Annotated in this window: 13 protein-coding genes and 1 riboswitch; of the genes, 8 read left to right on the forward strand and 5 right to left on the reverse strand. The window is 64.9% G+C overall.

Annotated elements, in window-relative coordinates; all coding sequences use genetic code 11:
* Window positions 1–8: 8 nt before the first annotated feature.
* Genes U0025_RS06355 through U0025_RS06370 form a run of 4 tightly spaced genes read right to left on the reverse strand, consistent with a single transcriptional unit; the run spans window position 9 to window position 4,929 of the window.
* Window positions 9–1,214 carry an ABC transporter permease gene (locus U0025_RS06355; protein WP_004212085.1) on the reverse strand — a complete coding sequence of 402 codons (1,206 nt, stop codon included), beginning with the start codon at window positions 1,212–1,214 and terminating at the stop codon, window positions 9–11.
* Window positions 1,214–1,936, reverse strand: coding sequence for an ABC transporter ATP-binding protein (locus U0025_RS06360; RefSeq protein ID WP_004212086.1), 723 nt, complete (start codon window positions 1,934–1,936; stop codon window positions 1,214–1,216). The genes U0025_RS06355 and U0025_RS06360 overlap by 1 nt, the downstream gene beginning before the upstream one ends.
* 4 nt (window positions 1,937–1,940) lie before the next feature.
* Window positions 1,941–3,488 (reverse strand): efflux RND transporter periplasmic adaptor subunit, encoded by a 1,548-nt coding sequence (locus tag U0025_RS06365; RefSeq protein ID WP_004212087.1) that lies wholly within the window; start codon window positions 3,486–3,488, stop codon window positions 1,941–1,943.
* Entirely contained in the window at window positions 3,478–4,929 is a 1,452-nt protein-coding gene (locus U0025_RS06370) for an efflux transporter outer membrane subunit (RefSeq protein WP_037491366.1), read from the reverse strand. The genes U0025_RS06365 and U0025_RS06370 overlap by 11 nt, the downstream gene beginning before the upstream one ends.
* A gap of 190 nt (window positions 4,930–5,119) precedes the next feature.
* Here U0025_RS06370 and fabD point away from each other — a divergent pair, with 190 nt between their 5' ends.
* From fabD to fabG, 4 genes are all read left to right on the forward strand, one after another.
* Window positions 5,120–6,055, forward strand: coding sequence for an ACP S-malonyltransferase (fabD, locus tag U0025_RS06375; protein ID WP_004212090.1), 936 nt, complete (start codon window positions 5,120–5,122; stop codon window positions 6,053–6,055).
* Window positions 6,052–6,873, forward strand: coding sequence for a crotonase/enoyl-CoA hydratase family protein (locus U0025_RS06380; RefSeq protein WP_004212092.1), 822 nt, complete (start codon window positions 6,052–6,054; stop codon window positions 6,871–6,873). Before fabD ends, U0025_RS06380 begins: the two co-directional genes overlap by 4 nt.
* A 47-nt stretch (window positions 6,874–6,920) precedes the next feature.
* Window positions 6,921–7,478: a hypothetical protein gene (locus U0025_RS06385; RefSeq protein WP_139278713.1), complete on the forward strand. Its 558-nt coding sequence runs from the start codon at window positions 6,921–6,923 to the stop codon at window positions 7,476–7,478.
* A gap of 66 nt (window positions 7,479–7,544) precedes the next feature.
* The gene (gene fabG, locus U0025_RS06390; protein ID WP_004212094.1) at window positions 7,545–8,285 is read left to right on the forward strand and encodes a 3-oxoacyl-[acyl-carrier-protein] reductase; all 741 of its coding nucleotides are present in this window, start codon (window positions 7,545–7,547) and stop codon (window positions 8,283–8,285) included.
* A 34-nt stretch (window positions 8,286–8,319) separates the two neighbouring features.
* On the opposite strand, the gene U0025_RS06395 is transcribed toward fabG, so the two are convergent.
* Window positions 8,320–9,552, reverse strand: coding sequence for a glycosyltransferase family 87 protein (locus U0025_RS06395; protein WP_004212095.1), 1,233 nt, complete (start codon window positions 9,550–9,552; stop codon window positions 8,320–8,322).
* A 208-nt stretch (window positions 9,553–9,760) separates the two neighbouring features.
* Here U0025_RS06395 and U0025_RS06400 point away from each other — a divergent pair, with 208 nt between their 5' ends.
* The 4 genes from U0025_RS06400 to U0025_RS06415 all read left to right on the forward strand — a co-directional run bounded on the left by U0025_RS06400 (window position 9,761) and on the right by U0025_RS06415 (window position 13,648).
* On the forward strand, window positions 9,761–9,994 hold the full coding sequence (locus tag U0025_RS06400; RefSeq protein WP_004212096.1) for an acyl carrier protein: 234 nt from the start codon (window positions 9,761–9,763) through the stop codon (window positions 9,992–9,994).
* Window positions 9,995–10,172: 178 nt separating this feature from the next.
* Entirely contained in the window at window positions 10,173–11,432 is a 1,260-nt protein-coding gene (gene fabF / locus U0025_RS06405; RefSeq protein WP_004212097.1) for a beta-ketoacyl-ACP synthase II, read from the forward strand.
* A gap of 109 nt (window positions 11,433–11,541) precedes the next feature.
* Window positions 11,542–12,513 carry an endolytic transglycosylase MltG gene (gene mltG / locus U0025_RS06410; RefSeq protein WP_037492217.1) on the forward strand — a complete coding sequence of 324 codons (972 nt, stop codon included), beginning with the start codon at window positions 11,542–11,544 and terminating at the stop codon, window positions 12,511–12,513.
* Window positions 12,514–12,573: 60 nt separating this feature from the next.
* Window positions 12,574–12,682, forward strand: a riboswitch (SAM-I-IV-variant riboswitch).
* Window positions 12,683–12,721: 39 nt separating this feature from the next.
* Window positions 12,722–13,648 carry a homoserine O-succinyltransferase gene (locus tag U0025_RS06415; RefSeq protein ID WP_004212101.1) on the forward strand — a complete coding sequence of 309 codons (927 nt, stop codon included), beginning with the start codon at window positions 12,722–12,724 and terminating at the stop codon, window positions 13,646–13,648.
* Window positions 13,649–13,658 lie beyond the last annotated feature (10 nt).

Consider the following 13,658-nt stretch of genomic DNA (forward strand, 5'->3'; position numbering starts at 1 on the left):
GTATCAGCCTATTCGTGCCGCAGCGCGTCGATCGGGTTGAGGCTTGCCGCCCGGCGCGCCGGGAAATAGCCGAACACCACGCCGATCGCCGCCGAGAAGAGGAAGGCGATCAGATTGACCTGCGGATCGAAGGTGAAGGGCACCTTCATCAGCGGCGCGATGCCGACCGATGCGATGAGGGCAATGACCAGGCCGATCAGGCCGCCCATGCAGGACAGCACGATCGCCTCCACCAGGAACTGCATCAGCACTTCGCGCGCGACCGCGCCAATGGCGAGGCGGATGCCGATCTCGCGGGTGCGCTCCGTCACTGACACCAGCATGATGTTCATGATGCCGATGCCGCCGACCAGCAGCGAGATGGCGGCGACCGCCGCGACGATCTGGGTCAGGATGGTGGTGGTGCCGGTCAGCGTGTCGCTGATCTGCTTGGTGTCGAAGACGTTGAAATTATCCTCCGCGCCCGCCTTGATCTTGCGGCGCTCGCGCATCAGCTGCTCCAGACTGTCCTGCACGGTCGCGCTGTCATAGGCGTCGTCGACCGCGACCATGATCTGGCTGATGTCGCGATCGCCGGTGAAGCGGCGCTGGACGAACTTGATCGGCATGACGACGACATCGTCCTGGTCGCCAAAGCCGCCCTGGCCGCGAGTTGCAAGCACGCCAACGACCTGACAGCTGACGCCCTTGATCCGCATCCGCTTGCCGATCGGGTCATTGCCCTGGAACAGGTTGGTGCGCACCGTGTTGCCGATGATGCAGACCGATTTGCCGGCCTCTTCCTCGTCTGGCATGAACAGCCGGCCTTCCGACACATTCCAGGACTGGACCTGCGAATAGGCGGAGGTCGTGCCATAGACGGTGGTCGACCAGTTATTGCCTTCATAGATGGCGGTGCCGCTCGACTGGACCACCGGCGCGACGGCGCGCACGCCGGTCAGCTGGTTCTCGATCGCGGTCAGGTCCGCTTCCTTGAAATTGGGCGGGCGCGGCCCGCCGCCGCCACGGCCGAAGCCTTGGCCGGGGCGCAGTTGCAGCACATTTGCGCCGAGCGAGCTGATCTGTTCGCGCACAGCGGCGGTCGCGCCATTGCCCAGTGTCACCATGGTGACGACGGCGGCGACGCCGATGATGATGCCGAGCGTCGTGAGGAAGCTGCGCATCTTGTGCCGGTTGATCGCCCGGAAGGCGAGGATGACAGTGGTGCCCAGCATCAGCCCACGGCTCCCTTCTGCGGTCCGCCCTGGCCCTTGTCGACCCGCTCCACCAGCCCATCCTTGAAATGGACGATGGTATGGGCAAATTCGGCCATGTCGGGTTCGTGCGTCACCATCAGCACGGTGATGCCGCTATTCTGGTTGAGGTCGGTCAGCAATTGCATGATCTCCACCGACCGTTCGGAATCGAGATTGCCGGTCGGTTCGTCCGCCAGCAGCACGTCGGGCTGGGTGACGATGGCACGGGCGATGGCGACGCGCTGTTGCTGGCCGCCCGACAGTTCCGCCGGGGTATGGTCCCACCAGTCCTTGAGGCCCACCTTGTCGAGCGCGGCCATGCCCATCTCGTAACGGGTCTTCTTGTCCTCGCCGCGATAGAGCAGGGGGAGTTCGACATTCTCCAGCGCGCTGGTGCGGGCGAGCAGGTTGAAGCCCTGGAACACGAAGCCGAGATAGCGGCGGCGCAGCAGCGCGCGCTGGTCGCGGTCCAGCGTCTCGACATGGCGGCCCTTGAACAGGAACTGCCCGCCCGATGGCACGTCGAGGCAGCCCAATATGTTCATCGTCGTCGACTTGCCCGAGCCCGAAGGCCCCATGACGGCGACGAAATCGCCCTGCTCGATGTCGAGGTCTATGCCCTTCAAGGCCTGAAAGGCGGTGGGGCCGCTGCCGAAGATCTTGGTGATCCCCCGCAGCGAGATGATGGGATCGGCGGCCATTGGATCAGGTTCCGCTCTGCCGGCCGGTGCCCCGGCTTTCCGTGTCGCCGCTGCCCTGGGGGGCGGCGGGCGTCGGGGCGACCGGGGCGGTCTGGGGCGCGGCGTCGCCCGAATTGCCGAGCGACTTGACGCTGGCGGGGCTGCCGTCGGCGGCGGGATTGCGCGGGCGGTCCTTGGTGTCGCCAGCGGCGGGGTCTGCCTTCTGGTCCTCGGCGGGCTGCTGCGCGCCGGCGGCAAGCTGGCCGGTGATGACCTTCATGCCGGGCTTCAGGTCGCCGCCGGTGATGACGGTGCGCGATCCGTCGCTGGCGCCGACGGTCACCTGGATCGCCTTGGGATCGCCCTTTTCGTCGAGGACATAGAGGGTCTGGCTGCTACCCGCGCCGAAATTGACCTGGCGGTTGGCGCCGCTGCGGCGCATGCGGCCGGGGCCGGGCAGGACGCTGGTGATGCCGCCGCCCGATCCGGCGCCGCTGCTGGGCTTGAAGCGGAGCGCGCTGTTGGGGACGAGCAGCACATCATGCAGTTCCTGGGTCACGATGTCGGCGGTCGCGGTCATGCCCGGACGCAGGGTTTCGTCCGCATTGTCGACCGACAGCACGGCGGTATAGGCGACGACCGTGCCGGTCGAGCTGCTGGTCGTGCTGGTCGAGGACGAGGAGGACGAGCTGCTGCTGGAGCTGTTCGATCCGACATTCACCCGCGTGACCTTTGCCGGGAAGGTGCGGCCGGGGAAGGCGTCGACGGCGAAATTGGCGGTCTGGCCTTCCTTGACCTGGCCGACATCGGCTTCGTCCACCGACACCTCGACCTCCATCTTGGTGAGATCCTCGGCGATGGTGAACAGCACCGGCGCGTTGAGCGAGGCGGCGACGGTCTGGCCCGGCTCGATGTCGCGCGACAGGACCACGCCGGTGACCGGCGAGACGATCTGGGCGATCGACAGGTTGGTCTGGGCGGTCGACAGCTGGGCGCGCGAGACATTCACCTGCGCTTGGGCCGAACGAAGGTTGGCGAGCGCGCCATTATAGTCGGCGCGGGCCGAATCCAGTTCGGTCTTGGCCGGCACCTTGCCGCCGGAAAGCTGATAGACGTTGAGCTGGCGATCCAGCGTCGCCTTGGCCAGCGCGACCTGCGCCTGCGCCTGGGCGACGCCGGCCTGGGAGGAGGCAACCTGGGCCTGCGTCTGGTTGATCGTGTCGACCAGACGGCGGGTGTCGAGTTCGGCGAGCTTCTGCCCCTTGGTCACGCGATCATTGACGTCGACATAGACGGCGGTGATCTTGCCCGACTGTTCGGACCCCACATCGACCTGGTTGATCGGCTTCAGATTGCCGGTGGCCGACACGCTGACCGTCAGGTCGCCCTGGCGCGCCTCGCGGGTGGCATAATTGGGCTTGTCGTCGCCGGCGAAGCAGCGGGCGACGAGCAGGACGAGGATCAGCAGCGCGACGCCGATGGCGCCGCGGATCAGCCATTTGCGATGCGGCTTTTCCGGCTTGGCGCCCAGAAAGTCGTTGAGATTCTGGTCGGGGCTGGCGTCATTGCTCATGGGGGCGGTCATCCATATTCTGCCAGCCGCCACCCAGCGCATTATAGAGCTGGGCGATGGCCAGGATCTCGTCCGATTGGGCGCTGGCAAGGCTGTTGCGTGCGTTCAGCAACGTGGTTTCGCTGCTGGACAGGGTCTGGAAGTCGATCAGGCCGGATTGATACTGGCTGCGCGCCAGGATCGCGGCATTGTTCGACGCTTCATAGGCGGTGGCGAACTCGATCTTGCGCCGGCGGGCACTGTCGAGCGAGGCCATGCCATTTTCGACATCCTCCAGCGCGCCAAGGACGCTCTGCTGGTAGGCGGCGAAGGCGGCATCGGTCGCCGCCTTCTGCGCGCGGACCTGCGAGGCGAGGCGACCACCATCGAAGATGGTCTGGGCGACATTGGCAAAGACGCCGCCGGTGATGAGGTCGAACAGATCCTTGAAGGCGTTCGACGTGGTGCCGATGTTGCCGCTGATGCCGAGCGAGGGATAGAGCTGCGCCTGGGCGACGCCGATCCGCGCGGTGGCGGCGGCCAGCGCCCGTTCGGCCGACCGCACATCGGGCCGCTGGCGCAGCGTATCGGCCGGAATGCCGGTGGCGATGTCGGTGGCGGCGGTGGGGATCGGTGCCGGCGTTTCGAGCGCGCGGGTCGCGTCGCCCGGCGCCTGGCCGGTCAGCACGGCGATGCGGTTGAGGCTGCCCTTCAGGCTGGCTTCGAGCTGCGGGATGGTGGCGTTGGTCTGGGCGAGCTGGGCCCTGGCCTGCTGCTCGTCGAGCGAGGAGACCAGCCCGGCCTGCAGCCGCCAGCGGGCAATGTCGTAATTGTCCTGCTGCACCTTCTGCGTCTCGCGGGCGATGCGCAGCTGCTCCTGCGATGCGCGCGCCTGAACATAGTTGGTGACCAGTTCGGAAATGATGGTCATCCGCACATTGGCGAGGTCATAGCCGGACGCGGCAAGATCGGCCCGCGCGGCTTCGGCCGAGCGCGACAGTTCGCCGAACAGGTCGATCTGCCAGCTGGCATTGGCGCCGGCCGAATAGCTGCTGGACCAGTTGCTGGCGCCGGTGGAGATGACATTGCCGCTGTCATCGACACGGGTGCCGCCGGCCTGGCTGCGGTAATTCTTGCCGCCGCTGGCCGATCCGTTCACCTGCGGCAGGAAGGCGGCATTGGCCTGGCGCAGGGATTCCCGCGCCTGCCGCAGCCGTGCCTGCGCCTGGACGATGTCCAGATTGCCGGCGATCGCCTGATCGATCAGGCCGGTCAGCGTCGGATCGTTGAGCCGCGTCCACCAGGTGGCGAGGGTGGCGTCGTCCAGCGCGGCGCCGCTGCCCTGGCTATAGCCGGCAGGCACGCCCAGCGCGGTGGATTGCGGCGCGTGATAGTTCGGCCCCGCCGCGCAGGCGGACAGGGCAAGCACCGATCCCGTGAGCCATGCAATGCGATATCGCACCTTTTCCTTGCACTCCGTCGTCGTTAAAGGGGCCAGCAATATTCCCCCGGAGAGACAGGGGGCAGGTATGTCAGGTCGTTACGTGCCGAAAAGCAATGTACGCCTCAATGCCATATATGTCTCAAAGTGTAACGTGCGTGAATTCCCGTGTTTTTCTCCGGAAAGACACCAGTAGATCAGAGGATGGAAGATGAGGGCATTTCTTTTCCCAGGCCAGGGTAGCCAGTCGGTCGGCATGGGCAAGGCGCTGGCCGAGGCAAGCCCGGCGGCGAAGGAACTGTTCCAGGAAGTCGATGACGCCTTGTCGCAGCATCTGTTCCGGATCATGGTGGAAGGCCCCGAGAGCGACCTGACCCTGACCGAAAATGCCCAGCCGGCGATCATGGCCAACGCGCTCGCCACGCTGCGCGTGATGCAGAAGGAAGGCGGCTTCAGCCTGGCCGACAAGGGCGATTATGTCGCCGGTCACAGCCTTGGTGAATATAGCGCGCTCTGCGCGGTCGAGGCGTTCGACCTTGGCACCACCGCCCGCTTGCTCAAGCTGCGCGGTCAGGCGATGCAGGCCGCCGTGCCGGTGGGCGAGGGCGCGATGGCGGCGCTGCTGGGTGCCGACATCGAAAAGGCGCAGGCGCTGGCCGATGCCGCTGCCGAGGGCGAAGTCTGCACTGTCGCCAACGACAATGATCCCAGCCAGGTCGTCATTTCCGGCCACAAGGGCGCGATCGAGCGCGCGGTCGCGTTGGTCAAGGATTATGGCATCAAGCGCGGCGTGCTGCTGCCGGTGTCGGCGCCCTTCCACTGCCCGCTGATGCAGCCGGCCGCTGATGCGATGGCCGAAGCGCTGGCGAAAGCGACGATCAACGCGCCGCTGCTGCCGGTCTATGCTAATGTGCTGGCCGCGCCGATCAGCGACCCGACCGACATTCGTGACCGTCTGGTCGAGCAGGTCACCGGCCGCGTCCGCTGGCGCGAGTCGATCGGCGCGATGTGGGACGCGGGCGTCACCGATTTCGTCGAACTGGGCGGCAAGGTGCTCGGCCCGATGGTCAAGCGCATCGCCCCCGACGCCACCGTGCGCAGCGTGGTGACGATGGACGATATCGAGGCCGTGCTGGGCGCGCTGTGAGCGAGAGCCCGGTCCTTAGCCCCCCCGTTCTAACCCAGCGTGACGGGACCGTCCTGACGGTCACGCTGAACCTGCCCGACCGGCGCAACCCCATCTCCGATCCGGCGATGGTGGATGCGCTGTGCGACGTGTTCGAGGCGGCGGACCGGGATGCCAGCATCCATGTCGCGATCCTGACCGGGGCGGGCAGCGCCTTTTCCTCGGGCGGCGATCTCAACGCGATGCGACCGGACGCCGGCGGGCTGCGCGCCAGCCTGCCGGCGCAGACGCGGCGCAATTATCGCGCGGGCATCCAGCGCCTGCCTCTGCTGTTCCAGGCGATCGAGCTGCCGGTGATCGCGGCGGTCAATGGCCCGGCGATCGGCGCGGGGCTGGACCTGGCCTGCATGTGCGACCTGCGCATCGCGGGGCAAAGTGCGCGCTTTGCCGAAAGCTTCGTGAAGCTTGGCCTCGTCTCCGGCGATGGCGGGGCCTGGCTGCTGCCGCGCATCATCGGCTTTTCCAAGGCGTCGCAACTCTCGCTGACCGGCGAGACGATCGACGCGGGCGAGGCACTGCGGATCGGGCTGGTCGGCGATGTGGTGCCCGACGCGGAGTTGATGACGGTGGCACGGGCGCAGGCCGACGCCATCGCCGCCAATCCGCCGCACGCGACACGGATGACCAAGCGGCTGCTGCGCGCGGCGCAGACGGCCGAACTTTCGCAAATTTTGGAAATGGCGGGCGCCATGCAGGCGCTGGCCCACGCGACCGCGGATCATGACGAGGCGATCACCGCCTTCTTCGACCGCCGGCCGCCGCACTTCAAGGGAGACTGACGCGAGCTAGTTGCGAATGTCGGGGGCGAGTAAAGGGGGAACGGTTTGTGCTGAAATGGGTGGTAACGGCGATTTTGATCACAGGCGGAACGCCAGCACTTGCTGCCGAGCACTTGGATTGCATGAGTTTGCCATTGGGTGAGGCTGAGCAAGGCATTCTGGATCGCCATTACAATGCTGAGCGTGGCGACAATCGCAGAAGCGCTGCGTTGGATGCCGTCCTTAACGCGCGAGCGCAATCCTGTGGCTATCTTTATGGTTGGTCGGAGAAAGCCCTACGTCTTGCTGCCCATCATCGGTGGTTGCAAATTCAATGGAAGGCATTGGAGCGTTTCAACGATTATAGTGCGGACGAAGAGGCTCGATTGAACGTCGCGTTGGCACCGAGAGCAGATAGGTTGATTTCCCTGTTCAAAGGCGATGTCGATGCCGTTGTTGCCAACGCCGAAACGCCTCCGCCTGAGGAAGGCGCGTTTCGTGAGTTCACTCCGATGATCAAAGAGGCAAAGATAACAGGGAATAACGCAAGCGAAGAAAACCTGCGCTTGTGGCTGTATAGGCGGGGCTCAGTCATGGCTTTGGAACGAGCATTCCAAGGTTCGTAACTTCTCGCGACTGACGCCTGTGAGCATGAGAATCGATTTAAAAGTTTAACGATTGGGTGAAAATTTATGTTCGATCTGACGGGAATGACCGCGCTGGTGACTGGCGCTTCGGGGGGCATCGGCTCTTCCATCGCCAAGGCGCTGGCCGCGCAGGGCGCCACGCTGGCGCTGTCGGGCAGCAATGAGGAAAAGCTCAAGGCCTTTGCGGCCGAACTGGGCGGCGACCACAAGACCCTGGTCTGCAATCTGTCTGATCCGGCCGCTGTCGACGCGCTGGTGCCGCAGGCGGTGGAAGCGCTGGGCGGCAAGATCGACATCCTGGTCAACAATGCCGGCATCACCCGCGACAATCTGATCCTGCGCATGAAGGACGAGGAATGGTCGCAGGTGATCGCGGTCAATCTGGAAGCCGCCTTCCGCCTGTGCCGCGCCGCCGCCAAGCCGATGATGAAGGCGCGCTTTGGCCGCATCATTTCGATCACCTCGGTCGTCGGTGTCACCGGCAATCCGGGCCAGTCCAACTATTGCGCGTCGAAGGCCGGCATCATCGGCATGTCGAAGTCGCTGGGCCAGGAACTGGCGAGCCGCGGCATCACCGTGAACTGCGTTGCGCCCGGCTTCATCCGGTCGGCCATGACCGATGCGCTGAACGATGCGCAGAAGGGCACGATCCTGGCCAAGATCCCGGCCGGCGATCTGGGCGATGGCGACGATATCGGCGCGGCAGTCGCCTATCTGGCGAGCAAGGAAGCAGGCTATGTCAACGGCCAGACCCTGCACGTCAACGGCGGCATGGCGATGATCTGATGACAAGAGGCGGGCCGGTTCGCCGGCCCGTCCGTCATCCTGCGATTGGACGGCGCAGGGGAAACAGGCGCAGGAACCAGTCGGGCATATCGTCCAGCACGATCACGCGGCGTACCGCGAGCGCCAGCATCGCCATCACCGCGATCAGGTTGAGCGGAATGGTGGTGAGGTCGGCCACGCTGCGGCCGAACAGCGGCGCAAACCAGGCAAGGGCCAGGATCGTCGGTTCCCAGGGCAGGCTGCCGCGTCGGCGCATGTCGGCGACATGGAAGGCGATCGCGCCGCCCAGCAGCACATAGTCATAGTCCAGCACATAGGGTGTGCAAAGCAGGGCAGCGGTCAGGGTGGCGCTGCCGCGCACTTCCAGCGATCCGCGCCAGGCGGCGAGCGCGGCGGCGGCGATGGCGGCGGCAGTGATGACTGCCTGCACCATATAGGCCAGTGCTATGCTGCCGCCCCAATGACGGATGGCGGAAAAGGGGCTCTGGATCTTGGCCCAGCCGGTCGATCCCAGTTCGATCACGAGATGGCGGGTCAGCGGTAGCGAATCGATGAACGCGGCCCAGACGCCCCAGCCCCAGATCGCCCAGGTCAGCAGGCAGAGCGCCACCACCGTCAGGCCGGCTGCCAGGAAGGCGCGCCAATTGCCCTTCATTGCGATCACGATCGGGATCAGCACGGCAAATTGCGGCTTGTAGACCAGGCAGCCCAGCAAAATGCCCGCGACCCAGGGGCGCCGGTCCAGCAGCAGCATGCCGCCCGCCATCAGGCTGGCGGTCATGAACGCATTCTGGCCATGCCCCAGGCACACCATCACCACCGGCGCGCCAACTGCGGCGAGCATCGCCTCGCGCCCCGGCAGAATCCGGTGGAAGACCAGCAGCGCCAGCGCCAGCGACAGCCCCTGCCAGATGAAGAGGGCGGTCAGATAGGGAAATTGCGCCAGCAGAGTCGCGATGATCAGGAAGGGCGGGGGATAATGCCAGCCATAGAGCGGGGTATTGGGATCCTTGTGAATCGCCTTCTGCATCGCATGTTCGGCGGGCCAGTCCCAGGCGTCGGGTGCCCGGCCATGGTCGGCCATCCAGCCTGCGCTGTAGACGTTGGAGAAATCGGTGCCGACCGGGCGGCCCAGCGCATCGACCGTGCCATGGGCGGTCAGCAGGATCGCCAGCAGGCCGATGATCGTGGCGGCCAGCATCAGCGTGGCGGCCATCCGGATGCGGGCGGATGTAATGAACCGGTCGGGGCAGAATCTCTCGATCATGGCCCAAGGGCTGTCACAAGCCGCTGAAATTTTGGTAAACAGGCGGTAAGATTAATCGATTCGGCGGCTTTTGTTGCCGGAAAATGCCTCCTGCCCCAATGTTGGGGCTTGGCGGCCTTCCCTCTTGCCTCTATCGGGGCTTGGCACTAGGGCAATGCCTTAACGGTTATTCAGAACCACCAACGATACCCAGTAAGAAGGACCACTCATGAGTGAGACCGCGGATCGCGTAAAGAAAATCGTCGTCGAGCATCTGGGCGTCGAAGCCGAGAAGGTGACCGAGGACGCCAGCTTCATCGACGATCTGGGCGCAGACAGCCTGGACATCGTTGAACTGGTGATGGCGTTCGAAGAAGAATTCGGCGTCGAAATCCCGGACGATGCGGCTGAGAAGATCGCCACCGTCAAGGACGCGATCGACTATATCGACAGCAAGGCCTAAGGGCTTCGCGGCCTGCCCCCCGTGGCGGGCCGCCCTCCTTGCACAAGGATTGGCTCCTCCTGTCCGGTGATCCCGGAGCTTGGGGAGCCTTTTCGTATCTGGCCTGCCGTTCACAAGTGCGTGTGGAACGCCTAGATGAGCGGCACGGAACCAAAAATTGGAATTTCGGAGCAAGCATATGCGTCGCGTCGTCGTAACCGGCCTTGGCATGGTAAGCCCGCTTGGCGGGGATGTCGAAACCACCTGGAAGAACATCATCGCGTCGAAATCCGGCGCGGCGACGATCACCCGCTTCGATGCCACCGATTACAAGTGCCGCATCGCCTGCGAAGTGAAGCCGGCGGATCATGAATATGGCTATGACGCCTCGCTGGACGTCGACCACAAGATCCAGCGCCAGGTTGATCCGTTCATCGTCTACGGCATTTCCGCCGCCAGCCAGGCGCTGCGCGACGCGGGCCTGGACAATATGTCGGAAGAAGAGCGCCTGCGCGCCGGCTGCTCGATCGGTTCGGGCATCGGTGGCCTGCCGGGCATCGAAAGCGAATCGCTGGTGCTGGCCAACAAGGGCCCCAACCGCGTTTCGCCGCACTTCGTCCATGGCCGCCTGATCAATCTGATCTCGGGCCAGGTCTCGATCAAATACGGCCTGATGGGTCCGAACCATGCCGTCGTCACCGCTTGCTCGACCGGCGCCCATTCGATTGGCGACGCCGCGCGCATGATCGCCATGGACGATGCCGACGTCATGCTGGCGGGTGGCGCGGAAAGCGCGATCTGCCCGATCGGCATCGCCGGTTTCGCCCAGGCGCGTGCGCTCTCGACCGGCTTCAACGACACGCCGGAAAAGGCGTCGCGTCCCTATGACGTCAACCGTGACGGCTTCGTCATGGGCGAAGGCGCGGGCGTGGTCGTGCTGGAGGAATATGAGCGGGCCAAGGCGCGCGGCGCGAAAATCTATGCCGAAGTCATCGGTTATGGCCTGACCGGCGACGCCTATCATGTCACCGCGCCGCACCCGGAAGGCAATGGCGGTTTCCGTTCGATGCAGATGGCGCTCAAGCGTTCGGGCCTCAGCCTGGAAGATATCGACTATGTGAATGCGCATGGCACCTCGACCCCGCTGGGCGACGAACTGGAACTGGGCGCGGTCAAGCGTCTGTTCGGCGATCATCTGGGCAGCATGTCGATGTCGTCGACCAAGTCGGCGATCGGCCACCTGCTGGGCGGCGCGGGCGCGGTGGAGAGCATCTTCTGCATCCTCGCCATGCGTGACCAGATCGTGCCGCCGACGCTCAACCTCGACGAGCCGAGCGAAAGCTGCAAGGGCGTGGACCTGGTCCCGCACGTCGCCAAGGAACGCAAGGTGCGCGCGGTGCTGAACAACTCGTTCGGCTTCGGCGGCACCAACGCCTCGCTCATCATGAAGGCGATCTGATACGCCTGATCCTCCCCTGCAAAGGGGAGGATCATGTAAGCCATAGCCGGTTGGGCATTATTTGGGTCGGGCAGTTGGGATGATGGCAAGACGATCCGGCGCAAATCCGGTGCGGCGACTGGGCTGCATCATCCTTCTGATCGGCCTGGCCGTTGTCGCCTTTGTCGGTTTCCGCTTCGTCCATGGCTGGACCGAGACGGGGCCGGCCACCCAGGATACCAGCATCGTTGTGCCAGAGGGATCGACCCTGTCCGATGCCGCGGTGCTGCTGAAATCGGCCGGCGCGGTGCGTTCGGCCGATGCCTTCCTGACCCGCGCCAAGGTCTTTGGCGGCGCCAAGCCGATCAAGGCCGGCGAGTTCGTGGTGCCCAAGGGCGCCAGCAACCGCGAGATATTGTCGATCCTGCAGGGCGGCAAGACGCTGACCCGGCTGGTCACCATCCCCGAAGGCATGCCGTCGATCCTGGTGCAGGAACGGCTGATGGCCAATGACGAGCTGACCGGCGATGTCGCGGTGCCGCAGGAAGGCAGCGTGCTCCCCGACAGCTATGCCTTCGACAAGGGCGAGCCGCGCGCCGCGGTGCTCAAGCGGATGCAGGCGGCGATGGACAAGGCGCTGGCCAAGCTTTGGGCCGAACGCGCCCCCAACACGATCGCCAAGTCGCCCCAGGAGGCGATCATCCTCGCCTCAATCGTCGAGAAGGAAACCGCGATTGCCAAGGAGCGGCCGATGGTTGCCGGCGTCTACAGCAACCGTCTGCGCAAGAACATGATGCTGCAGGCCGACCCGACGATCATCTATCCGATCACCAGGGGCAAGCCCCTCGGCCGCCGGATCAAGAAGTCCGAGATCGCCGACGTCAATGATTACAATACCTATGCGATGACCGGCCTGCCCAAGGGGCCGATCGCCAATCCGGGCCGACTGTCGATCCTGGCGGTGCTGCACCCGGCGGAGACGAATGCGCTCTATTTCGTTGCGGACGGGAAGGGCGGCCATATCTTTGCCGATACCTATCAGCAGCATAATGAGAATGTGCGCAAATGGTTCGAGATCCGCCGCGCGCGGGGCGAGCTGTAAAGCCCGGCTTGGCCGATATATAGCCGGGCTTGCCACATGGCCCGGCGCGCGCTAGGGATAGTGCAGCATCAAGAGTTGGGGCGACGCCCAACGCCAACCTGCCGTTCCGGGCAAGGTGGCACTCCCGATCCGGGAGGATGTGGCCGATCCGGCAACAAAGCGGACCTCAGCCACCGATCGTCGCCCCACCAGGAAGGACTGACGAGACGTGCCGATCAAGATTGCCGACGACCTGCCCGCCCGCCGCACGCTGGAAGCCGAAGGCGTTGCCGTGATGGGCGAGGCGGACGCGGTGCGGCAGGATATCCGCCCGCTGCGGATCGCGCTGCTGAACCTGATGCCCAACAAGATCGATACCGAGACGCAGCTCGCCCGGCTGCTCGGCGCCTCGCCGTTGCAGGTGGAACTGACGCTGGTGCGGATCAGCGACCATGTGTCGCGCAACACCTCCGCCGATCATATGCAGTCCTTCTATCGCGCCTGGACCGATGTGCGCGACGAGCGGTTCGATGGCTTCCTGATCACCGGCGCGCCGGTCGAGCATCTGCCGTTCGAGGAGGTGAGCTACTGGCAGGAACTGCGCGCGATCTTCGACTGGACCCAGACCCATGTGCATCGTTCGCTCAGCATCTGCTGGGCGGCGCAGGCGGCGCTCCATCATTTCCACGGGGTCGAGAAGCACGCGCTGGAGCGCAAGGCGTTCGGCGTGTTCCGCCATCGCAACCATGCTCCGGCCTCGCCCTATCTGCGGGGTTTTTCGGACGATTTCTCGATCCCCGTGTCGCGCTGGTCGGAAGTGCGGCGGGAGTCGCTGCCGGTCGATCGCGGGCTGCAACTGCTGGCGGATAGCGCGGAGACCGGGCCCTGCCTGGTCCATGATCCGCGCCATGGCTTCCTGCACATGTTCAACCATGTCGAATATGACACGCGCACGCTGGGTGACGAATATGCGCGCGACGGCGGCCGCCAGATGCCGGCCCATTATTTCCCCGACGACGACCCGACCCGGCCGCCGGAAAATCGCTGGCGCAGCCATGCCCATCTGTTGTTCGGCAACTGGATCAACGACCTCTACCAGACCGCGCCGTTCGACGTGGACATGATCGGCCAGGAGATATTGCAGAGCGCGGCCTGATCGGCGCCGA

The sequence above is a fragment of the Sphingobium yanoikuyae genome, from assembly GCF_034424525.1.
Classification (GTDB): domain Bacteria; phylum Pseudomonadota; class Alphaproteobacteria; order Sphingomonadales; family Sphingomonadaceae; genus Sphingobium; species Sphingobium yanoikuyae.